This window comes from Massilia niabensis (genome assembly GCF_042655085.1).
GTDB lineage: Bacteria > Pseudomonadota > Gammaproteobacteria > Burkholderiales > Burkholderiaceae_D > Telluria > Telluria niabensis.
This window is the reverse complement of sequence record NZ_JBHSMU010000015.1, coordinates 653635-675765: the sequence shown is the minus strand read 5'-3', so window position 1 is coordinate 675765 and position 22131 is coordinate 653635. Positions and strand designations below refer to the sequence as shown.

At 64.2% G+C, this 22131-nt stretch carries 15 protein-coding genes; 8 read left to right on the top strand and 7 right to left on the bottom strand.

Going from position 1 to position 22131, the window contains the following annotated elements:
- Positions 1-40: 40 nt before the first annotated feature.
- The 3 genes from ACFPN5_RS17460 to ACFPN5_RS17450 form a co-directional block, all read right to left on the bottom strand.
- Positions 41-418 (bottom strand): Rieske (2Fe-2S) protein, encoded by a 378-nt coding sequence (locus ACFPN5_RS17460; protein WP_379785050.1) that lies wholly within the window; start codon positions 416-418, stop codon positions 41-43.
- A gap of 13 nt (positions 419-431) precedes the next feature.
- Positions 432-1091, bottom strand: coding sequence for an HAD-IIIA family hydrolase (locus tag ACFPN5_RS17455; RefSeq protein ID WP_379785049.1), 660 nt, complete (start codon positions 1089-1091; stop codon positions 432-434).
- 73 nt (positions 1092-1164) lie between these two features.
- Positions 1165-2145: an RluA family pseudouridine synthase gene (locus ACFPN5_RS17450; RefSeq protein WP_379785048.1), complete on the bottom strand. Its 981-nt coding sequence runs from the start codon at positions 2143-2145 to the stop codon at positions 1165-1167.
- Positions 2146-2807: 662 nt separating this feature from the next.
- On the opposite strand from ACFPN5_RS17450, the gene ACFPN5_RS17445 reads away from it, so the two are divergent.
- From ACFPN5_RS17445 to ACFPN5_RS17425, 5 genes are all read left to right on the top strand, one after another.
- Positions 2808-5909 (top strand): Rne/Rng family ribonuclease, encoded by a 3102-nt coding sequence (locus ACFPN5_RS17445; RefSeq protein ID WP_379785047.1) that lies wholly within the window; start codon positions 2808-2810, stop codon positions 5907-5909.
- Between the two features lie 89 nt (positions 5910-5998).
- The gene (gene chrA / locus ACFPN5_RS17440) at positions 5999-7351 is read left to right on the top strand and encodes a chromate efflux transporter (RefSeq protein WP_379785046.1); all 1353 of its coding nucleotides are present in this window, start codon (positions 5999-6001) and stop codon (positions 7349-7351) included.
- Entirely contained in the window at positions 7344-8453 is a 1110-nt protein-coding gene (moaA, locus tag ACFPN5_RS17435; protein WP_379785045.1) for a GTP 3',8-cyclase MoaA, read from the top strand. The genes chrA and moaA overlap by 8 nt, the downstream gene beginning before the upstream one ends.
- Positions 8454-8474: 21 nt before the next feature.
- Positions 8475-10364, top strand: a complete 1890-nt coding sequence (gene moeA, locus ACFPN5_RS17430; RefSeq protein WP_379785044.1) for a molybdopterin molybdotransferase MoeA — start codon at positions 8475-8477, stop codon at positions 10362-10364.
- A 158-nt stretch (positions 10365-10522) separates the two neighbouring features.
- On the top strand, positions 10523-11059 hold the full coding sequence (locus tag ACFPN5_RS17425) for an REP-associated tyrosine transposase (RefSeq protein ID WP_379785043.1): 537 nt from the start codon (positions 10523-10525) through the stop codon (positions 11057-11059).
- 114 nt (positions 11060-11173) lie between these two features.
- Here ACFPN5_RS17425 and ACFPN5_RS17420 read toward each other — a convergent pair whose 3' ends face one another.
- From ACFPN5_RS17420 to ACFPN5_RS17405, 4 genes are all read right to left on the bottom strand, one after another.
- Positions 11174-12514, bottom strand: a complete 1341-nt coding sequence (locus ACFPN5_RS17420; protein WP_379785042.1) for a DNA recombination protein RmuC — start codon at positions 12512-12514, stop codon at positions 11174-11176.
- Positions 12514-12903, bottom strand: coding sequence for a group II truncated hemoglobin (locus tag ACFPN5_RS17415; RefSeq protein ID WP_379785041.1), 390 nt, complete (start codon positions 12901-12903; stop codon positions 12514-12516). Before ACFPN5_RS17415 ends, ACFPN5_RS17420 begins: the two co-directional genes overlap by 1 nt.
- 86 nt (positions 12904-12989) lie before the next feature.
- A complete protein-coding gene (locus ACFPN5_RS17410) occupies positions 12990-15545 on the bottom strand; it encodes an ABC transporter permease (RefSeq protein WP_379785040.1) in 2556 nt (851 codons plus the stop codon).
- A 20-nt stretch (positions 15546-15565) separates the two neighbouring features.
- On the bottom strand, positions 15566-16576 hold the full coding sequence (locus ACFPN5_RS17405; RefSeq protein ID WP_379785039.1) for an adenosine deaminase: 1011 nt from the start codon (positions 16574-16576) through the stop codon (positions 15566-15568).
- A 651-nt stretch (positions 16577-17227) separates the two neighbouring features.
- On the opposite strand from ACFPN5_RS17405, the gene ACFPN5_RS17400 reads away from it, so the two are divergent.
- From ACFPN5_RS17400 to ACFPN5_RS17390, 3 genes are all read left to right on the top strand, one after another.
- The gene (locus ACFPN5_RS17400) at positions 17228-19150 is read left to right on the top strand and encodes a PrkA family serine protein kinase (protein WP_379785038.1); all 1923 of its coding nucleotides are present in this window, start codon (positions 17228-17230) and stop codon (positions 19148-19150) included.
- 133 nt (positions 19151-19283) lie between these two features.
- Positions 19284-20555: a YeaH/YhbH family protein gene (locus ACFPN5_RS17395; RefSeq protein WP_379785037.1), complete on the top strand. Its 1272-nt coding sequence runs from the start codon at positions 19284-19286 to the stop codon at positions 20553-20555.
- 23 nt (positions 20556-20578) lie between these two features.
- Positions 20579-22105, top strand: a complete 1527-nt coding sequence (locus ACFPN5_RS17390; RefSeq protein ID WP_379785036.1) for a SpoVR family protein — start codon at positions 20579-20581, stop codon at positions 22103-22105.
- The last annotated feature ends 26 nt before the right edge of the window (positions 22106-22131 follow it).

The window sequence follows — 22131 nt, the reverse complement described above, 5'->3', positions numbered from 1 at the left end:
AAGTTAGATACATCCGCCGTGCATTCACTAGTCATCGCATTCAGGCCGGCGGCGCGCTGATCCGTTCGTCGGGTTGCCAGTACACCTTGCCGTCCGCCTCGCGCACGGCGATCGACCGCAGGCGCGCGCCGCGGCAGGGACCGCCCGCGCACACGCCGCTTTCCGGCCGGTAGACCGCGCCATGCGTTGCGCACATGATGTATTCGCCGCCCGATTCGAAGAACTGCCCCTGCACCCAGTCCAGTTCGATCGGGACATGGGCGCAGCGGTTCAGGTAGGCATAGGCCGTGCCCTGGAAGCGCACCACGAAGCCGGTTGCCGCCTCGCCGTACACCGATACGGGAAAACGCACCCCGGCGCCGCCATCGTGCAGCGCGTCGGAATCGCAGACCAGCACCTCCGCGGGCTTCTCAGCCATATTCTCGGCCATATTACGCGTATTCGGCCAGCCAGGCGTGCAGCTCGACCGCGGTTTTCGCCGAATACAGCGGGCGGCAGGCCTGCAGCTGGTCGACCGGATGCGCGCCATACTCTACAGCAATGCCTGCCGCGCCGGCGTTTCTCGCCATCAAGAGGTCGTGCGTGGTGTCGCCGATCATCACCGTGCGCCGCATGTCCTGGCCGAGCTCGCGGGTCAGTTCCTGCAGCATGGCCGGATGGGGCTTGGAGAACGTTTCGTCCGCGCAGCGTGTGGCGTCGAAGGTGGACAGCAGGCCGGCCGCGTTCAGGGCCCGGTTCAGGCCGACCCGGCTCTTGCCGGTGGCCACTGCCAAAAAATAACCCTGCTGGTGAAGTTCGGTCAACATCTCGCGAACGCCCTTGAACAGCACCAGTTCGTGGTCTTTCGTCAGGAAATGGTAGCGATAGCGTTCGACCAGGCGCGGGTACATCGCGGGCGCCATGTCGGGGATCGCCGCCTGCATCGCTTCCGGCAGGGCCAGCCCGATCACATGCGAGGCTGCCTCGTCGCTGGGAACCGGCAGGCCGACATCGCGCGCGGCGGCCTGGATGCAGCGCACGATGGCAACGGTACTGTCCATCAGCGTGCCGTCCCAGTCGAAGACGATCAGATCAAATTGCTTTCTTGGCATGTCTTCCGGCAAACCGCCGGCTCCTGTTGTTTACCCCGTTAGCGGGCGGCCGTGCCGCTTCGCGCGTCGATAGTTATTGAATGGCTTGCCCCAAGCTTAACAAGAAACGGTCGCACTCTGCTGGCAAGGGTGCCTGCAGCGTCATCGGCTTGCCGCTTTCCGGGTGCGTGAACGTGATCTTGTAAGCATGCAGGAACATGCGCTTGAGTGCGCCACGCGTCTGGTCGCCCTTTTGCAGCGCCCTGTTCATGGCGAAATCGCCGTATTTCTCGTCACCAAGGATGGGAAAGCCCGACGAGGCCAGGTGCACGCGGATCTGGTGCGTCCGCCCGGTTTTCAGTTCGGCCTCGAGCAGGGCGAACCGTTCCCACTTGCGCAGCAGGTTGAACACCGTATGCGACTCCATGCCGCCGGCCTGCACCACCACGCGCCGTTCGCCGTCCGGGGTCGAAAATTTATGCAGTGGCAATTTCACGTGCTGGCGCTTGTTGACCCAGTCGCCGGCCACCGCGGCCAGGTAGCGCTTGTCGGTGAGGCCATCGCGCATCTGCTCGTGCAGGTTCGTCAAGGCCGAACGCTTTTTCGCCAGCAACAGCAGCCCCGAGGTTTCGCGGTCGAGGCGGTGGACGAGCTCGAGGAACTTGGCGTCCGGGCGCGACGCGCGCAATTGTTCAATGACGCCATACGACACGCCCGAGCCTCCGTGCACGGCGACGCCGGCCGGCTTGTCGATGACCAGCAAATGCGTGTCTTCATGGACGATCCGGAATTCGGCGCCCGGTACCGGCGCGGTATGCGTTTTTTCGGCAATGCGGATCGGCGGAATGCGCACCAGGTCGCCGGTTTCGAGCCGGTACAACTGGTCGATACGGCCCTTGTTGACTCGGACTTCGCCGGAGCGCAGGATCCGGTAAATGTGGCTTTTTGGAACGCCTTTGCAGACCCGCAGCAGGTAGTTATCGATGCGCTGGCCGGCCTCTTCTTCGGTGATCGTGACGAACTGTGCTGCTAACGCCTGTGATGAAGGGGGAACAACATCGTTTTGCATCTTCATTTGGACTGTCTTCCCAGAAATTCTCTCTAAGTCCTTCATTTTGAATATATAATCGACAGGCGGCGGTGAGACCTCTGCAGGTGTAAGAATTAAAACGATATTTTACACAGGGGCGCGCTCCATCGGCCCCGCTGGCATGCAAATTCGATGGAAAAAACGTGTACGCACATTCCTGCCCGGATCAGGGTTGCACCGCAGTTGTAATCGGATCGCGTGCAGGAGTGCCGGATTGGATTGTTTGGAACTGTAAGGATAAGTACCGGAAAGCTTGTTTTCAAAGCAGGCTCGCCGGTTGATGGTGTCGATAACGCTTGTCGTTTCGCCCGACCCATTGCAGGCCTCATTCCGGAGGCTTCAAAAACTTGGCTGATTACATCGCCTGTCATCGAAGTCCTGGTTTGTTCGCTGTAACGGTTTGGCTGGTAGTTGCGCGCACCGCCTCCACCCTGTTGCGCCGCTCGGGATGAGCGGCCCAGGTGCGGCGTGCCCTCGGCATGACGATCGATCCCATTTGCGCCCTGTTGCGGCAGCGATGCCATGCGTCGCCGTGCCGTACGCCCGGGCATACCCCCTCCAGCTCTCCCCTCCCGCGTATGTCCCTGTACTTTGGCCGTCCTGGCAAGGCGGCCCCGGAACGGCCCCTGGGTCGCGGAGTTATAAAAATGAAACGTATGTTGTTTAACGCTACGCAGCAAGAAGAGTTGCGCGTAGCAATCGTCGACGGTCAGAAACTGATCGACATCGATATCGAAACGGCCGGACGCGAACAGCGCAAGTCGAATATCTACAAGGGTGTCATCACCCGCATCGAACCCTCCCTCGAAGCTTGCTTCGTCAGCTACGGCGAAGACCGCCACGGCTTCCTCCCCTTTAAAGAAGTTGCCCGCACGTATTTCCGTGACGGCGTCGACGTGCGCAATGCCTCCATCAAGGAAGCGCTGCGCGAAGGCCAGGAAATCATGGTCCAGGTCGAAAAGGAAGAACGCGGCAACAAGGGCGCGGCCCTGACCTCGTTCATCTCGCTGGCCGGCCGTTACCTGGTCCTGATGCCGAACAATCCGCGCGGCGGCGGCGTATCGCGCCGTGTCGAAGGCGAAGAACGCCAGGAACTGCGCGAGACGATGGACAAGCTGGACCTGCCGCAAGGCATGTCGGTGATTGCCCGCACCGCCGGCATTGGCCGCAACGTCGAAGAACTGCAGTGGGACTTGAATTACCTGATGCAACTTTGGCGCGCGATCGAAGGCGCCGGCAAGTCGGCATCGGGCGCCTTCCTGATCTATCAAGAGTCGTCGCTGGTGATCCGTGCGATCCGCGATTACTTCCAGCCTGACATCGGCGAAGTCCTGATCGATACCGACGAGATCTTCGACCAGGCCCAGCAGTTCATGAGCCATGTGATGCCCGACATGGCGCACCGCGTGAAGCGCTACAGCGACGACGTGCCGCTGTTCTCGCGTTTCCAGATCGAACACCAGATCGAGACCGCCTACGCGCGTACCGTGCCGCTGCCATCGGGCGGCGCGATCGTCATCGACCACACCGAAGCCCTGGTCTCCATCGACGTCAACTCGGCACGCGCCACGCGCGGCTCGGACATCGAGACCACCGCCTTCAACACCAACTGCGAAGCGGCCGACGAAGTGGCCCGCCAGCTGCGCCTGCGCGACCTGGGCGGCCTGATCGTGATCGACTTCATCGACATGGAAGTGGCCAAGAACCAGCGCGAGGTGGAAACCCGCCTGAAGGATGCGCTGCACCATGACCGCGCCCGTGTCCAGATGGGCAAGATTTCCCGCTTCGGCCTGATGGAACTGTCGCGCCAGCGCCTGCGTCCGTCGCTGTCCGAAGGCTCGCACGTGACCTGCCCGCGCTGCTCGGGCACCGGCCACATCCGCGATACCGAATCGTCTGCCCTGCAAGTCCTGCGCATCATCCAGGAAGAGGCGATGAAGGAAAACTCGGCCACGATCCACGTGCAAGTGCCGGTCGACGTCGCAGCCTTCCTGTTGAATGAGAAACGTGGCGAAGTCCTGAAAATCGAGAACCGCCACCGCATCAGCGTGATCCTGGTGCCGAACAAGCACCTCGACACCCCGCACTACAAGCTCGAGCGGATCAAGCACGACGACCCGCGCCTGGAAGAAGCGGCGTCGAGCTATACGCTGGCCGAGTCCGCCGAAACCGACATGGCCTACAGCAAGCGCCAGAAGGAAGAAGCCAAGCCGCGCCAGGAAGCCATGGTCAAGACCATTACCCCGGCCCAGCCGGCACCGGTGGTCGACCGCAGCGAAGCGGCGAAACCAGTCAAGGCGGTCGAAGCGCCAGCCGCACCGGTGGTCGCGGCCCCTGTTCCGGCCCCGGCCGGTTTCTTCGGCAAGATCAAGAGTTTCTTCTTCGGCGCGCCTGCGCCGGTGGCCCCAAGCCCGGTCGTGGCCGAGCCGGTCAAGCCGGCCGCCCCTGCCGCAGCCGAACGCGGCGAGCGCAACGGCCGTGGCCCGCGTGCCCGGAATGGTCGCAATGAGGGTCGCAACGAGGTACGCACCGGCAAGCCCGAGCGTACCCGCGAAGAGCGCGATACGACGGCCAAGGCCGGCGTCGACGAGGCTGTCAAAGGCACCGAGTTCGAGGCCAAGCCGGCGCGTCCGCCACGTCCGCCGCGCGAGCCGCGTGCCCCGCGCGAAGCTCGCGAGCCGGCCGAGGCAACGCAAGCGGCACCGCGTGGCGAACGTCCGGAACGCGCCGAGCGCACTCCTCGTCCTCCGCGTGAACGCGCCGAGCGCACCCAGCCGGTCGAAGTCAAGGCAGAGGCCACGGCCGATGCGAAGGCGGTAGACATCACTGCCATCCACGCGATCCCGGCGCCGGCAACCGAAGCGGAACTGTCGACGACCACCCCGCACGGCGACCAGCTCGAGAACGCGGTAAAAGCCGTGACCACGCAGGGCCCGAATGGCGAGGAGCTCGAAGTCGAAGGCGACGAGCCGCGCCGCCGCCGCCGCCGCGGTGGCCGCAACCGCAATCGCCGCGACCGCGACGGGACCGAAGGTGTCGAGTCCGCCGAGCATGGCGAACACGAAGGCACGCCGGCCTTCATGCCGGTAGCCGACGAAGAAGCCGCGAAGGTGCAGGCTGCCGCCGCTGCCGAGAAGCCAGCCCGCAAGCCGCGTGGCGAAGGCAGGCAGCAAGCCGCCAAGCTGGCGCCATGGCCGTTCCCGACCGCCGCGTCGGTGGCCGCAGCGCAAGCCAAGGCTGCAGCGAAAGCTGCGCCGGCTCCAGCTCCGGCGGCCCAGCCTGCCCAGGCAGCGCTGGTCCGGACGGCGACCGCACAGGCATGGTTCTTCCCGACCGCCGCCTCAATGGCTGCAAGCAACCCGCAGCCGGCTGCAGCGCCTGAACAGGCAGCACCGGCACCAGTGGAAGTGGCTCCGATCCAGGCTGCACCTGCACCTGCTGCTGCTCCCGTGCAGGCTGTGCCTGCACCTACTCCGGTCGCCGTCGAAGCGCCGGCACCGCAAGCTGCCGCGCCGCAAGCACCAGTTGCGCCAGCTCCGGCACCAGCTCCAGCTCCGGCCGCCCCTGCGGACCTGAGCGAAGCGCTCGGCGCCGCCGGCCTGACCCTGGCCGCGACCGATCCGGAAAAGCTGCGCGCAGCCCAGGAAGCGGCCGCCCAGGCAGCCGCCCCGATCCGCGTCGGCCGTGCCCGCAAGCCGGCGCCGAAGCTGGCTGACGAGCCGCTGATCCAGGTCGACACCCGCCAGTAAGTTGATGAACCAAGCGGTGAAGTAACCTGTAGAAAGGGAAGCCGCGTGCTTCCCTTTTTTTCGTCTGTTCCTCTTTCTTTTGAACGCGCATGAACGATACGCCCCCACCACCGCAAGTCACCCGCCGCGAAGCCTTTCTCTACTGGCTCAAGCTCGGTTTCATCAGCTTCGGCGGCCCGGCCGGGCAGATCGCGCTGATGCACACCGAGCTGGTCGAGCGCCGCCGCTGGATCTCCGAAGGCCGCTTCCTGCATGCGCTGAATTACTGCATGCTGCTGCCCGGGCCGGAAGCGACGCAACTGGCCATCTACATCGGCTGGCTGCTGCACCGCACCTGGGGCGGCATCGTCGCCGGCCTGCTGTTCATCCTGCCCTCGCTGGCGATCCTGATCGGCCTGGCCTGGATCTACCTCGCCTTCGGCCACCTGGCGCCCGTGGTCGGCATCATGAACGGCATCAAGCCGGCCGTGGTGGCCATCGTGCTGGCGGCGGCGTGGCGCATCGGCAGCCGCACCTTGAAGAATGGAACGCTCATCGGCATCGCGCTGGCGGCCTTCATCGCCATCGCGCTGCTCGAACTGCCCTTCCCCCTCATCGTGCTGGGAGCGGCATTGGCCGGCGCCATCGGCGGCCGCTTGCGTCCGCAGGCCTTCCAGCCCGCCGGCGCCCATGGCGGCGCACATGGCGGCAAACAGGGCACGCCGGCCGCGGCCAGGCCGCGCGCGCTCATCGACGACGATACCCCGACACCGGCGCACGCACGCTTTTCAGCGAAACGCCTCGCCGCCGTCGTGCTGCTTGGGGTCGGCATCATGCTGCTTGCATGGCTGCTGCTTGCTGCATGGGGCGGCACGCGAGGTACGCTCGCGCAGATGGGCTGGTTTTTCACCAAGGCGGCCCTGCTGACTTTCGGCGGCGCCTATGCCGTCCTGCCCTATGTCGTGCAGGGCGCGGTCGAGCATTACGGCTGGCTGAGCGCGGCCCAGATGATCGATGGGCTGGCGCTCGGCGAAACCACGCCCGGCCCCCTGATCATGATTGTCGCTTTCGTCGGTTTCGTCGGCGGCTGGACCCATGCCCTGCTCGGCCCGGCCGCGCTGCCGCTGGCCGGCGTGCTGGGCGCCGCAGTGGCGGCGCTGTTCACCTTCGTGCCCTCGTTCATCTTCATCCTCGCCGGCGGACCGCTGGTGGAGTCGACCCGCGGCAACCTGCGGCTCACGGCCCCGCTCACCGCAATCTCGGCGGCGGTGGTCGGCGTCATCGCCAGCCTGGCGCTCTATTTCGGGCGCGAAGTGTTTTTCGCAGGGGGCACTGTCCAGTGGCAGGCGATCCTGCTCGGCGTGGCGGCGGCAATCGCCCTGCTGCGCTACCGGGTCGGCACGATCACGCTGCTCGCCGCCTGTGCGCTCGCTGGCCTCGTGCTATCGTATTGGCATGGCTGAAAATATCATCATGCTGCACGACCTGCGCGCACCTGCGATGGCCGTGCCGGCAGCACCTGAGGCGCCCGTCGGCCATTTGGCCGATGCCCTCGCGCGTCCCCTGCACGACCTGCGCATTTCCGTGACCGACCGCTGCAACTTCCGCTGCGTTTATTGCATGCCGAAGGAAGTGTTCGGCAAGGATTACCCCTACCTGCCGCACAGCGACCTGCTCTCCTTCGAGGAGATCACCCGGGTGGCGCGGCTGTTCATCGCCCACGGCGTCGAAAAGATCCGCCTGACCGGCGGCGAGCCGCTGCTGCGCAAGAACCTCGAACACCTGGTGGCGATGCTGCGCGCCCTGCCGACCCCGTCCGGGCGCCCGCTCGACCTTACCCTGACCACCAACGGTTCGCTTCTGGCGCGCAAGGCGCAGGCATTGAAAGACGCCGGCCTGGACCGCGTCACGGTGTCGCTCGACGCGCTCGACGACGACGTGTTCAAGCGCATGAACGATGTCGACTTTCTGGTCGCCGACGTGCTGGCCGGGATCGACGCGGCGCACGCCGTGGGCCTGGGGCCGGTCAAGGTCAACATGGTCGTCAAGCGCGGCAGCAACGACGACCAGATCGTGCCGATGGCGCGCCATTTCAAAGGCTCGCCGACGATCCTGCGCTTCATCGAATACATGGACGTGGGCGCGTCGAACGGCTGGAACATGGATGAAGTCGTTCCCTCGAGCGAGGTCGTGCGCCGCATCGATGCCGAGCTGCCCCTGGTGCCCCAGGCGGCCAACTACACCGGCGAGACGGCGGCGCGCTGGCGCTACCTTGATGGCGGCGGCGAGGTGGGCGTCATCTCGAGCGTGACCGGGGCTTTCTGCAAGGACTGCAGCCGCATGCGCCTGTCCACCGAGGGCAAGCTCTACACCTGCCTGTTCGCCACCCGCGGGCATGACCTGCGCGCGCTGCTGCGTAGTGGTCAGGATGACCTGGGCATCAGCGCGGCCATCGCGCGGCTCTGGCAGGGGCGCACCGACCGCTATTCCGAAACGCGCACCTTGAATACCGCGAGTAGCGACACTGGGGCACGCAAAGTCGAAATGTCCTATATCGGTGGCTAAATCAGTGGCGGTTAAAATAATATGAACAAACACGAATCGATCAGCGGGCTGATCCTCGCGGGCGGACGCGGCACGCGCATGGGCCAGGTGGACAAGGGGCTGCAGCCGTTTCGCGGCAAGACAATGGCCGCGCACGTGCTCGAACGCCTCGCCCCGCAAGTGGCCAGCGTGGCGATCAACGCCAACCAGAACCTCGACGTCTACGCCGGGTTGAAAGTGCCTGTGTGGCCGGACGACCTGCCCGGCTTCGCCGGGCCGCTGGCGGGCATGGAGGCCGGCATGCGCCGCTGCGCCACGCCTTACCTGCTCACGGCCCCCTGCGATTCGCCCTTCCTGCCGCCTGACCTGGCCGAGCGCCTGCTGGCGGCACTCGAGGCGGCGGAGGCCGACCTCGCCTTTGCGATGACGCAGGAGCCTGGCCAGCGGCCGCAGCCGCATCCCGTGTTTTGCCTGGTGAAGGCGAACCTGCTGCCGGTGCTTTCCAGCTATCTGGCAGAAGGCGGACGGCGCATGGACGGCTGGTACAAGGATTTGAAGGTGGTCGAGGTGCCGTTCGAGGATGCGGACGCCTTCCGCAACATCAACACGCTCGACGAGTTGCGCGGCCTCGATACCGGGCATGCAGTGCGCCCAGCAGCGCGCCTGCAGGACGTGACGAGCTGCCTGTCGGATTACGACCCGGATGCGCTGCCGGTCAAGCAGGCCCAGCACATCATCCGCGAGTTCGTGCAGCCGGTCGGCGCCGTCGAGCAGGTTGCCTTGCGCGCCGCGCTCGGCCGGGTGCTGGCGCGCGACATCGTCTCGCCGATCAATGTGCCGGCGCACGACAATTCGGCGATGGACGGCTACGCGCTGCGTGGCGCCGACCTGCCTGCCGAGGGCCAGGTCCAGTTGAAGGTAATCGGCACCGTGTATGCGGGCCGGCCTTCGGACACGGTGCCGGGCCCGGGCGAATGCGTGCGCATCATGACCGGCGGCGTGATGCCCGAGGGGTGCGACAGCGTGGTGCCGCAGGAGCTGCTGGCCGAGGAAAGCGAACACCAGGTCGTGCTGCGCGCCGGCACCATCCAGCTCGGGGACAACCGGCGCTTCGCCGGCGAGGATTTAGCGGCCGGCAGCGCCGCGCTGCGCGCCGGGAAGATCATCCGTCCGGCCGACCTCGGCCTGGTCGCCTCTTTGGGTATCGCTGAACTACCTGTGCGGCGCCGGCTGCGCGTTGCGTTCTTTTCCACCGGCGACGAACTGCGCTCGATCGGCCAGCCCCTCGATGCCGGCAGCGTCTACGACAGCAACCGCTACACGATCTACGGCATGCTGCAGCGCCTGGGCTGCGACATCATCGACATGGGCATCGTGCGCGACGACCCGGCAGCGCTCGAGGAAGCCCTGCGCAGCGCCTGCGAGAACGCGGATGCGATCGTGACCTCGGGCGGGGTGTCGGTCGGCGCCGCCGATTACACGAAGCAGATCATGGCGCGCCTGGGCGACGTCACGTTCTGGAAAATCGGCATGCGGCCCGGGCGGCCGCTGGCCTTCGGGCGCATTCACTCGAACGGGCACGATGCCTTCCTGTTCGGGCTGCCGGGCAATCCGGTGGCGGTAATGGTCTCCTTCTACTTCTTCGCCCGCGAAGCGCTGCTGCGCATGATGGGCGCCGATGCCCCGCTGTCGCTGCTGCGCGCGCGTTCCGAAGCCCCGATCCGCAAGAAGCCGGGCCGCACCGAATACCAGCGCGGCATCCTCACGCATGGCGCGGACGGCATGCCGCAGGTGCGCATCACCGGGTCGCAGGGCTCGGGCATCTTGCGGTCGATGTCGGAGGCGAATTGCATGGTGGTGCTGCATGATGGGCAGGGGAGCGTCAATGCGGGGGATATGGTGGATGTGCTGATGTTTGAGGGGTTGGTGTAATCCACCTGCTCTATTCGAAGGGACGTAGGGTGGGCGGGTCTCCCGCTCACGCGTTCAACCGGCTCCGGCTCATCCACACAACGCTTGTTCGTTTGACCGACATCACGGCCGTCGCACCTCCGATTCGTGCACGCGCCTCCACGCCTTACGATGGCGCGATGTCCCGCTTCCGCCGCCCGATTGCCGGTTCAACTTTTTTCTTCACGCTCGTCGCGTGGCGCCGTCGTCCCATCCTTTGTGATGACATCATTCGCAATGCGCTCCGGGATGCCATACACGCGGTGCGCAAACGCCGACCGTTCAGGATCGACGCGTGGGTCCAGCTGCCCGACCATCTACGTTGCATTTGGACGCTGCCGCAAGACGATATTGATTTCGCTCGGCGCTGGTCGGAGATCAAGCACAGCGTCTCATATGCGTGCCGCGATCGGTATGACGGTCCGGGATTGTCGCTAAGCATGACGAGACGGCGCCTATCAACGATCTGGCAGCCGCGCTTTTGGGAACACCAGATCCGTGACGAGCACGACTTCAGCAGGCATGTCGATTACATTCACATCAACCCGGTGCGTCATGGGCTGGTTGGGCATGCGTCGCTTTGGCCGTATTCAAGTTTCGGTCGGTATGTGCGCGACGGGGTGTATCCCGTGAATTGGTGCGGACCAGTTGGTGTCCAGGAGTTGTGGTTGGAGTGACGCTGGGGCGCGAATGATCAGCCGCTGGTTGAACGCGTGAGCGGGGGACCCGCCCACCCTACGGGTCTGAACAAGCGAATCGACAGGTTCCAGGTGACGGGAATGCCGGCCGGTTTACTCGTCTTTATCGATTTCCGCCCCCAGCATCAGTTGCGCCGCCTCGCTCGGCAGCGCCTCCACCGACTTGAGCTTGCGCGCCATCTGGCGGCTGCGCACTTCGGCGTTCTCGATGTTCTTGGCCGCCTTTTCCAGCGTGGCCTTGGTGGCGGCGAGGACGTCGCCGAATTTTCCGAACTCGGTCTTTACCGCGCCCAGTACCTGCCACACTTCGGACGAGCGCTTTTCCAGCGCCAGCGTGCGGAAGCCCATCTGCAGGCTGTTGAGCAGCGCCGACAGCGTCGACGGGCCGGCGATCGTCACGCGCATCGTGCGCTGCAAGTCGTCGGCGAGACCCGGACGGCGCATGACCTCCGCGTACAGGCCCTCGGTCGGCAGGAACAGGATCGCAAAATCGGTCGTCTGCGGCGGCGAGACGTATTTTTCGCAGATGGTTTTGGCTTCGGTACGCACCGCGCGTTCCAGTTCGGCGCCGTGCCTGGCCACGCCGTCGGCATCGGCGCGGTCCTGCGCTTCGATCAGGCGTTCGTACTGTTCCTTCGGGAATTTGGCGTCGATCGGCAGCCACAGCGGCGGGCCGCCGTCGACGGTACCGGGCAGCTTGATCGCGAACTCGACCCGGGCATTGGTGCCGGCCACGGTCTCGACGTTCTTCGCGTACTGGTCCACGGTCAGCACCTGCTCGAGCAGCATCTCCAGCTGCACTTCGCCCCAGGTGCCGCGCGTTTTCACGTTGGTCAGCACGCGCTTCAGGTCACCCACGCCAATGGCCAGCTGCTGCATTTCCCCGAGGCCCTGGTGCACCTTCTCCAGGCGTTCGGACACGTGGCGGAAGGATTCGGTCAGGCGCGTTTCCAGCGTCGTGTGCAGCTTCTCGTCGACCGTCTGGCGCATCTCTTCGAGGCGCTTGGCGTTATCGACCTGCAGGTCGCGGATCTTGTGTTCGAGCGTGGCGCGCACTTCCAGCATGCGCTGGGCGTTCGATTCGGTAAGGTTGGCCAAGGTCTGCTGCAGCGTGTCGGCGAAGCGCTTGAGCGAACGCGCCTGCTCTTCGCGCCCGCCGGCGGCATGCAGCTGCATCTGCTGGCGCATGCTCTCGAGCTGCTGCAGGGTCGCGCCCTGGTGCTGGGCCATGTGCCCGGCCAGTTCCTGGCGCGTGGCCTGGGCGCTGTGCTGCAGCTCCAGGCGCAGCTCGCGCTCGACGCGCTCGAAGGCCAGGGCCTGCGCGCCGGCATTGGCGTTAGCGTCAGCGCCGCGCGGGCGCAGCAGGAGCAAGACCAGCAGCGCGATCACGACCAGCAGGGCGACCACGAGTACCGCAAATTGAAAAGTGGTCATCAGTCGGCTTTGTTCCGCATCCAGTCGGCGGTCTGGTAGAACGACTGCATCAGCCGCAGGCGGAGCTCGTCGTCCATGCCGATGTCTTCCATCGCCAGGGCCATGGCGCGCAGCCACTGGTCGCGTTCTTTCGTGCCGATGGCGAACGGCAGGTGACGCGCGCGCAGGCGCGGGTGGCCGTAGCGTTCGACGAAGAGGTCGGGCCCGCCCATCCAGCCGGACAGGAACATGAAGAGCTTGTCGCGCGAGCTGTCGTTGGGTTTCGGGTGGAGGGCGTGGATGCCGGCAAATTCCGACTCCAGTTCCATCAGGTCGTAGAAGCGGTCGACCAGTTCGCGCAGGCGTGATTCGCCGCCGATGATCTCGTACAGGGTTTGGTTCTCAGGCATGCCGCCATGATAGCGTAGGTGAGTGAGGCCGGGGGCCTCACTCACGGCCCGTAGGGCCAGTCGTCACCCTCCCCGCAACAGTCGGGTTAAGCCTCGCGCAGCGTCTGCAGCGGCGGCTGGCGCAGCACTCCGCGCAGGCCGAGCCACCCGCCAATGAGCGCACACAAGGCGCCGACCACGATCCCCGCCAGCCACACCCCCGGCTCGAAGGCCCACGGGAACTTGAACTGGTAAGTCGCCAGCGCCCAGCCCAGCAGTGCAGCGCCGCTGGCGGCCAGCAAGCCGGCCAACCCGCCGACCAGCACGAACTCGATGCGCTGCGCCTGCGCCAGCTGCTTCTTGGTGGCGCCGAGCGCGCGCAGCAGGCCGGCTTCGCGGGTGCGCTCGGACTGCGAGCCCATCAGGGCGGCGTACAGCACCAGCACGCCCGAGGCAAGCGTGAACAGGAACAGGAATTCGACCGCCACCACGACTTGGTCCACCACTTCCTGCACCTGGCGGATGATGCCGCTGACATCGATGACGGTCAGGTTCGGGTAGGCACGCGCCAGCTCATTGGCGAAACCCGTCGCCAGGCTGGCGCCCTGCTGCGGCAGGTGAAAGGCCGTCATGTAGGTCGCGGGCGCGTTCGCCATCGCTTGCGGATTGATGATGACGAAGAAGTTGGCCCGCATCGATCCCCACTCGAGCTTGCGCAGGCTGGTGATTTTGGCGTCGACGACCAGTCCGGCCATATCGAAGCGCATCACGTCGCCCAGTTTCAGGCCCAGCGTCTTGGCGATGCCCTGCTCCACCGAGGCCTCCGATACGCCGGGCGCATCGCGGAACCAGGCGCCGCCGACGATCTCGTTGCCTTCGGGTGCCTCCAGCATCGTCGACAAATTGAATTCGCGGTTGGCCAGGCCGCGCGCACGGTCCTCGGTGTAGGTATTGGCGGTGACCGGCTTGCCGTTCACGGCGGTCAGGCGCCCGCGGATCATCGGGAACAGCACGGGTTGCTCGACGCCGGCCGCCGCCATGCGCCGCGCCACATCGTCCTTCTGGTCGGGCAGCACGTTGATGACGAAGCGGTTCGGCGCATTCTCGGGCGTGGCCCGCTGCCATGCCGCGACCAGGTCGCCGCGCACCACGGTGAGGAGCAGCAAGGCCATCAGGCCCAGCGCCAGCGAGACCACCTGCACGATGGTGGCGCCCGGGCGGCGCTGCAGCGAGGTGACCGCGAAGCGCCAGCCCTGGTGGGTGGACAGGCCGCGCAGGCGCCGCAGCAGGCGCAGTCCGAGCCAGGCCACCAGCGCGAACACGGCAAAGCCGCCGAGGAAACCGCCGGCCGTGGTCAAGGCCAGTTTCGGGTCGCCCGCCTGCCACAGCATCAGCAGCACGAATACGCCGACGCCGAGGCCATAGGTGGCGAGCGCCATCGGCTGCGGCGCCGCCTGCTCGCGCCGGATCACGCGGTTGTGTGGCACGTTCCGCAGTTGCAGCACCGGCGGCAGCGCAAAGCCGACCAGCAGCAGCATGCCGGTGGCAATGCCCTGCACTGCCGGCATGGGCGAGACCGGCGGCAAGTCCGCCGGCAACAGGTTGCCGATCAATTCCAGCAATACGAAATGCGCGGCAAAGCCCACCAGCACGCCGATGACGCTGCCGACCAGGCCGACCAGCGCGAATTCGAACAGATACAGGGCGCCGACCCCATTCTGCGTCATGCCCAGGCAGCGCAGCATGGCGCAGGCATCGAGGTGGCGCTGCATGAAGCGGCGTGCCGCCATCGCGACCGCCACCGCCGCCAGCATTGCCGACAGCAGGCCGACCAGGGACAGGAACTGGTCGGCGCGCTCGAGCGTCGCCTCCATTTCGGGGCGGCCGTTTTCCAGCGACTCGATGCGCACGCCCTTGACGTTGTCCTGCTTGATGCGCTCGCGCACCCATCGGCCGTAGTCGAACACCGCCTTCGGGTCGTTGGCGTTGGGCGCCGCCACCTGCATGCGGTAGGTGACGCGCGCGAAGTTGTCGACCAGGCCAGTGGACGGCAAATCGCCCAGCGCCAGCATCACGCGCGGCGAGAAGTTGGCGAACGAGGCGCCGCGGTCGGGTTCGGCCGCGATCAGTTGCGCGATCGTAAAGCGGCGCTCGCCCAGTTGCAGCACGTCGCCGACTTTCACGCCCAGCCCCGTCAGCAGATTGGGATCGACCCAGACCGTGCCCGGGCTCGGAACCGCCTGCGTAGGCGTGCCGCGCGCTTCGCTCGCCTGGGCAGGGTCGGTCGTGATGCGCAGTTCGCCGCGCAGCGGGTAGCCCGGCGACACGGCCTTGATCGAGCCCAGTTGGGCTTGCGACGCCTCGCCCTCGCCGGCCTGGGCCATGCTCGGAAAGGTCACGGTATCTGCCAGCAGCAGGCCGCGCCGCTGCGCTTCCAGGCGCCAGCTTGCCGGCACCGGATTGTCGGCGTTGACCAGCAAATCGGCGCCCAGCAACTGGTTGGCGTCGCGTGCCAGGCCCGCGCGCATGCGGTCGATGAAAAAGCCGACCGAGGACAAGGCCGACACGGCCACGATCAGCGCGACGAGCAGGAAGCGCAGTTCGCCGGCGCGCCAGTCGCGCGCGGTCATGCGGAGGGACTGGCGGAAGGACTGAATGAGCATGGCGCTGGCTTGTTGGCTATTTAGTGAACAGGCGCGAAGAAGGCGTCGACTTCAGCGAGGAAGGCGCGCTTCTGTTCCGGGTCGAGGAAGGCGGCTTCGAAGCTGTTGCGGGCGAGCTGGCGCGCATGCGAGGCGTCCAGGGGCAGCGACTCGAAGGCAGCCACGAAATTATCGTTCATATAGCCGCCGAAATAGGCCGGGTCGTCCGAGTTGACGGTCGCCGCCAGGCCCTTGTCGAGAAGCGTGCGCAGGTTGTGCGAACCCATCACGTCGAAGACGCGCAGCTTGATGTTCGACAGCGGGCAGACCGTCAGCGCCATCCGTTCGCGCACCAGGCGCTCGACCAGGGCCGGGCTCTCGAGGCAGCGCACGCCATGGTCGATACGTTCCACCTTCAGCACGTCGAGCGCGCTCTCGATGTAGCTTGGGGGCCCCTCCTCGCCCGCATGGGCGACCAGGCGCAGGCCGAGCTGGCGGGCGCGCTCGAAGACGCGCGCGAATTTTTCGGGCGGGTGGCCCACTTCCGATGAGTCGAGGCCGACGCCGATGAACTTGTCGCGATGGGGCAGCGACTCTTCCAGTGTCGCCAGCGCTTCTTCCTCCGACAGGTGGCGCAGGAAGCACATGATCAACGCGGCGCTGATGGGCGCGTCCTGGCAGGCGCGCCAGATGCCGTTGATGGCGGTCTCGAACGGCACGCCGCGCGCGGTATGGGTTTGCGGATCGAAGAAGATTTCGGTGTGACGCACGTTGTCGGCTGCCGCCCGTGCCAGGTAGGCGGCGGTCATGTCGTAGAAGTCCTGCTCGGTCAGCAGCACACTGGCACCGGCGTAATAGATATCAAGAAAGGACTGCAAATCGCTGAAAGCGTAGGCCTCACGCAACGTTTCGACCGATGGATAGGCCAGCGTGACGCCGTTCCTTTGCGCTAACGCAAAGATCAGTTCCGGCTCGAGCGAGCCCTCGATATGGATGTGCAATTCCGCTTTGGGCATCTGTTCGATGGTGTGGCGCAGCTGCTCGTTGAGCATGGTTTTCTCCGTCTGGGGCGGTGTGGCAGGGATAGGGAGGCAAGTGTACCGCATGCCGATCCTGCCCTGTTTTCATTGGAAAATGCAGGAGGAAAATATGCGATATGCGTGCGCCACCAGCCTGCCAGATCATGCACTATCAATAGCGCGGTTTCGACAACCCGGCAGTACAGCCGCCAACACATGAGCTTGCAGAACAGCTCGAAATGCTGACTCGGCTTGCCGTCGGAACCTTGCTCGATTTCCTGCTTTCCATATAAGAATCATGTACTTAGGTGCAAGTTCGCAACACACCTGTTACCGCTTTACTTCGAGAACCAATAGGCACATAATAAATTTCAGATATACAAGAAGACCCTCCATCCAAATGGGAATCCGGCCATGAGGAGCATCTGACAAAATTCAGGGCAAGGCGCTTCGTCGAAGACAGTACGCAGGTACGGCGAGACGAATGCAACGCAGCCATGGGTTTTGTCAGATGTTCCGAGCCGGACAGAACAAGAATCATCGTCCTAGCCGACGCGCATTCGCGGCGCTACCAGGGCGACCCGTCAAATATGGGACTTACGCCAAGAAAATTCGGGCTTGGGCAGTCGGCTGCGTCTGGCTGTCGTGATAGTGATCGTTGTTAGCAAACTAAAGGACATGCACATGACCATTTTTGACAACTACGCAGCCCGCTACGAGCGCACCCGTGAAGAAGAATATTCCCTGTCCGAATACCTTGCCCTGTGCAAGAAGGACCCGCTGACCTATGCCAGCGCGCCGGAACGCATGCTCGCGGCGATCGGCGAACCGAAACTCGTCGATACCCGGCTCGACCCGCGCATGTCGCGCATCTTCGCCAACAAGGTCATCAAGATTTATCCTGCCTTCCGCGAGTTCTACGGCATGGAAGAAGTCATCGAGCAGGTGGTCTCGTACTTCCGCCACGCGGCCCAGGGCCTGGAAGAGCGCAAGCAGATCCTCTACCTGCTGGGACCCGTTGGCGGCGGCAAGTCGTCGATCGCCGAAAAGCTCAAGCACCTGATGGAACAGGTGCCCTTCTATGCGATCAAGGGTTCGCCCGTGAACGAGTCGCCCCTGGGTCTGTTCAACGAAGAGGAAGACGGCGTCATCCTCGAGGAAGACTACGGCATCCCGCGCCGCTACCTGCGCTCGATCCCGAGTCCGTGGGCCGTCAAGCGCCTGCACGAATTCGGCGGCGACATCAACAAGTTCCGCGTCGTCAAGCGCTACCCGTCGATCCTGAAACAGGTCGCCATCTCGAAGACCGAACCGGGCGATGAAAACAACCAGGACATTTCGTCCCTGGTCGGCAAGGTCGACATCCGCAAGCTCGAAGACTATTCGCAGGACGATCCGGACGCCTACAGCTATTCGGGTGGCCTGTGCCTGGCGAACCAGGGCCTGATGGAATTCGTCGAGATGTTCAAGGCGCCGATCAAGGTCCTGCATCCGCTGCTGACCGCCACCCAGGAAGGCAATTACAAGGGCACCGAGGGCTTCGGCGCGATTCCATTCGAGGGCATCATCCTGGCGCACTCGAACGAATCGGAATGGAAGACCTTCCGGAATAACCGCAATAACGAAGCTTTCCTCGACCGCATCTATATCGTCAAGGTGCCGTACTGCCTGCGCATCTCCGACGAGATCAAGATCTACGACAAGCTGATTCGGAATTCCTCACTCGAGAAGGCGCCCTGCGCGCCGGGCACGCTGCGCATGATGGCGCAGTTCGCGATCCTGTCGCGCCTGAAAGACCCGGAAAATTCGAGCATCTATTCGAAGATGCTGGTCTACGATGGCGAGAACCTGAAGGACACCGATCCGAAGGCCAAGTCGCTGCACGAATACGTCGATTACGCCGGCGTGGACGAAGGCATGAATGGTTTGTCGACGCGCTTCGCCTTCAAGATCCTGTCGAAAGTCTTCAACTTCGATAACACCGAAGTGGCCGCCAATCCGGTGCACCTGCTGTATGTGCTGGAGCAGCAGATCGAGCGCGAGCAATTCCCGCCTGAACTCGAGCAGCGCTACCACTCCTATATCAAGGAGCACCTGGCGCAGCGTTATGTCGATTTCATCGGCAAGGAAATCCAGACCGCTTACCTGGAAAGCTATTCCGAATATGGCCAGAACATTTTCGACCGCTACGTGACCTTTGCCGACTTCTGGATCCAGGACCAGGAATTCCGCGATCCGGATACCGGCGAAAGTTTCGACCGCGAGTCGCTCAACGCCGAACTGGAAAAGATCGAGAAGCCGGCCGGGATTTCGAACCCGAAGGATTTCCGCAACGAGATCGTCAACTTCGGCCTGCGTGCCCGGGCGACCAACGGCGGCAAGAACCCGGCCTGGACCAGCTACGAGAAGTTCCGCACCGTTATCGAGAAGAAAATGTTCTCGAACACCGAGGAACTTTTGCCGGTTATTTCGTTCAATGCCAAGGCCAGCGCCGAGGACGCAACCAAGCACGCGGACTTCGTCGCCCGCATGGTGGAAAAGGGCTACACCGCCAAGCAGGTGCGGCTCCTGTGCGAATGGTACCTGCGGGTAAGGAAGTCGTCGTAAAAGGGTTAAAAATAGTTCCGTGCATTTTTGACGACCCTGACAGCCGTGCGCACCCCGCTTATGCACGCAGCGTATTAAGATAGGGGGCCGGCGTCACTGCCGGTCCGCCGCGGGTTTTACCAGGAGGCATGTTTTGACTTACCTCATCGACCGACGCTTGCAGGGCAAGAACAAGTCCGCCGTCAACCGCGAACGCTTCCTGCGCCGCTATAAGGCGCAAATCAAGGATGCGGTCGGCCGCGCGATCAAGGGCCGCTCGATTACCGACGTCGAGAACGGCGAAAAGGTCTCGATCCCTGTCAAGGACGTCAGCGAGCCGCATTTCGGCCACGCCCATGGCGGCGTGTGGGAGACCATCAACCCCGGCAACACCGAATACCAGAAAGGCGACCAGTTCAACCGTCCGCGCAGCGGCGGTGGCGGGTCTGGGCGCGGGCGCGCCGGCAACAGCGACCAGACGGTCGAGGACGACTTCATTTTCGAGCTGTCGCGCGAAGAGTTCATGAACTACTTCTTCGAAGACCTCGAGCTGCCGAACATGATCAAGACCCAGCTGTCGCAGACGGTCGACTTCAAGACCCAGCGCGCCGGCTATAACGTCTCGGGCACCCCCTCGAACATCCACGTGCTGCGCTCGCTGCGCGGCGCGCTCGGGCGGCGCATCGCCGTCGGCGGCCCGAGCCGGCGCAAGCTGGCCGATGTCCAGCAGGAGCTGCAGGACCTGTACGACGCGGAAGTGCCCGAAGACGACCCGCGCGTGGTCGAACTGCGGCGCCAGGTGCACCACCTGCACACCCGCATCAACGCCATCCCTTTCATCGACCCGTTCGACCTGCGCTACAGCAACCGCATCAAGGTGCCGAAACCGAGCACCCAGGCCGTGATGTTCTGCATCATGGACGTCTCCGGATCGATGGACGAAACGCGCAAGGACACCGCCAAGCGCTTCTTCATCCTGCTCTACCTGTTCCTCAAGCGCGTCTACGAGCGCATCGACGTCGTCTTCATCCGCCACCATACGGCCGCGGCCGAAGTCGACGAGGACGAATTCTTCCATTCGCGCGAATCGGGCGGCACCGTGGTGTCCTCGGCCCTGCACCTGCTGCAGAAAGTCATCGGCGAGCGTTACTCCAACGCCGACTGGAACGCCTATGTCGCCCAGGCCTCCGACGGCGACAACTGGGACAACGATTCGGTGCTGTGCAAGCAATTGCTGAACAACGGCATCATGCCTAAGGTCCAGTACTACACCTATGTCGAAATCACCGACGGTCCGCCGCAGAACCTGTGGGAGCAATACACCGAGGTCGCGGCGCACCACAGCAACTTCGCGATGCAGAAAATCGTGACGCCGGCCGACATTTATCCCGTGTTCCGCGAGCTGTTCAAGAAGCAGCCCAAGTAACGCGACAGACTGCGAGGCACGCCATGCCAGACGACCACACCAATCCGCGCGCACTGCCCGAACAGTCGGAGTGGACTTTCGACCTGATCGAGCAGGCGCACGAGGAAATCCGCCGCGTGGCCAGGAAATTCGGCCTCGACACTTACCCCAACCAGCTCGAGATCATCACCGCCGAGCAGATGATGGACGCCTATACCTCGGTCGGCATGCCGGTGTCCTATAACCATTGGTCTTTCGGCAAGCATTTCCTGTCGACCGAAAAAAGCTACAAGCGCGGCCAGATGGGCCTGGCTTACGAGATCGTGATCAATTCCGATCCCTGCATCGCCTACCTGATGGAAGAAAACAGCCTGACCATGCAGGCGCTGGTCATCGCCCACGCCGCCTATGGCCATAACTCCTTCTTCAAGGGCAATTACCTGTTTCGCACCTGGACCGACGCCGAGGCGATCGTCGACTACATGGTGTTTGCCAAGAACTATATCGCCGAGTGCGAGCAGCGCTACGGCATCGACGCCGTCGAAGACCTGCTCGATTCCTGCCACGCGATCCAGAATTACGGGGTCGACCGCTACAAGCGCCCGGCCAAGCTGTCGGTGGCGCAGGAGGCGGCGCGCCAGAAGGAACGCGAGGAATATGCGCAGTCGCAGGTGAACGCGCTCTGGCGCACCGTGCCGCGCCGCGAGGAAGAAGAGCGCAACACCCCGCTGCCGCGCTTTCCGCTCGAGCCCGAGGAAAACCTGCTGTACTTCATCGAGAAGTACGCGCCGCTGCTCGAACCCTGGCAGCGCGAACTGGTGCGCATCACGCGCAAGATCTCGCAATACTTTTATCCGCAGCGCCAGACCCAGGTGATGAACGAAGGCTGGGCCACCTTCTGGCACTACACGATTCTCCAGGAACTATATAAAGAGGGCATCGTCGGTGACGGCTTCATGCTCGAATTCCTGCAAAGCCATACCAACGTCGTCTACCAGCCGCCGGCGACCAGCCCGTATTACAGCGGCATCAATCCATATGCACTGGGCTTTGCCATGATGAGCGACATCCGCCGCATCTGCGAAGAGCCCACCGAGGAAGACCGTGCCTGGTTCCCCGACATCGCCGGCAGCGACTGGAAGAAAACCCTCGATTTTGCGATGCGCAACTTCAAGGATGAAAGCTTCATCGCCCAATACCTGTCGCCCAAGCTGATCCGCGACTTCCACTTCTTCGCCGTGCTGGACGACGACCGCAGCGACAAGCTGACGATCTCGGCCATCCACGATGAAGCGGGCTACCGCTACGTGCGCCAGCAGCTCGCCGAGCAGTACAATATCGGCAACCGCGAGCCGAACATCCAGGTCTGGCAGGTCAATACCCGCGACGACCGCGCGCTGACGCTGCGCCATACCCAGTTCCAGCGCCGCCCCCTGAACGCCCAGGCCCACGAGGTGCTCAAGCATGTGGCCCGGCTGTGGGGCTTCGACGTGCGGCTCGAAACGGTGGACACCTCCGGCCACGTGGTCAGCTTCCTCGACTGCCGCCGCGAGAAGCGCCACCACCGGTAAGTCATCGATCCTCCCCCCGGCATGGA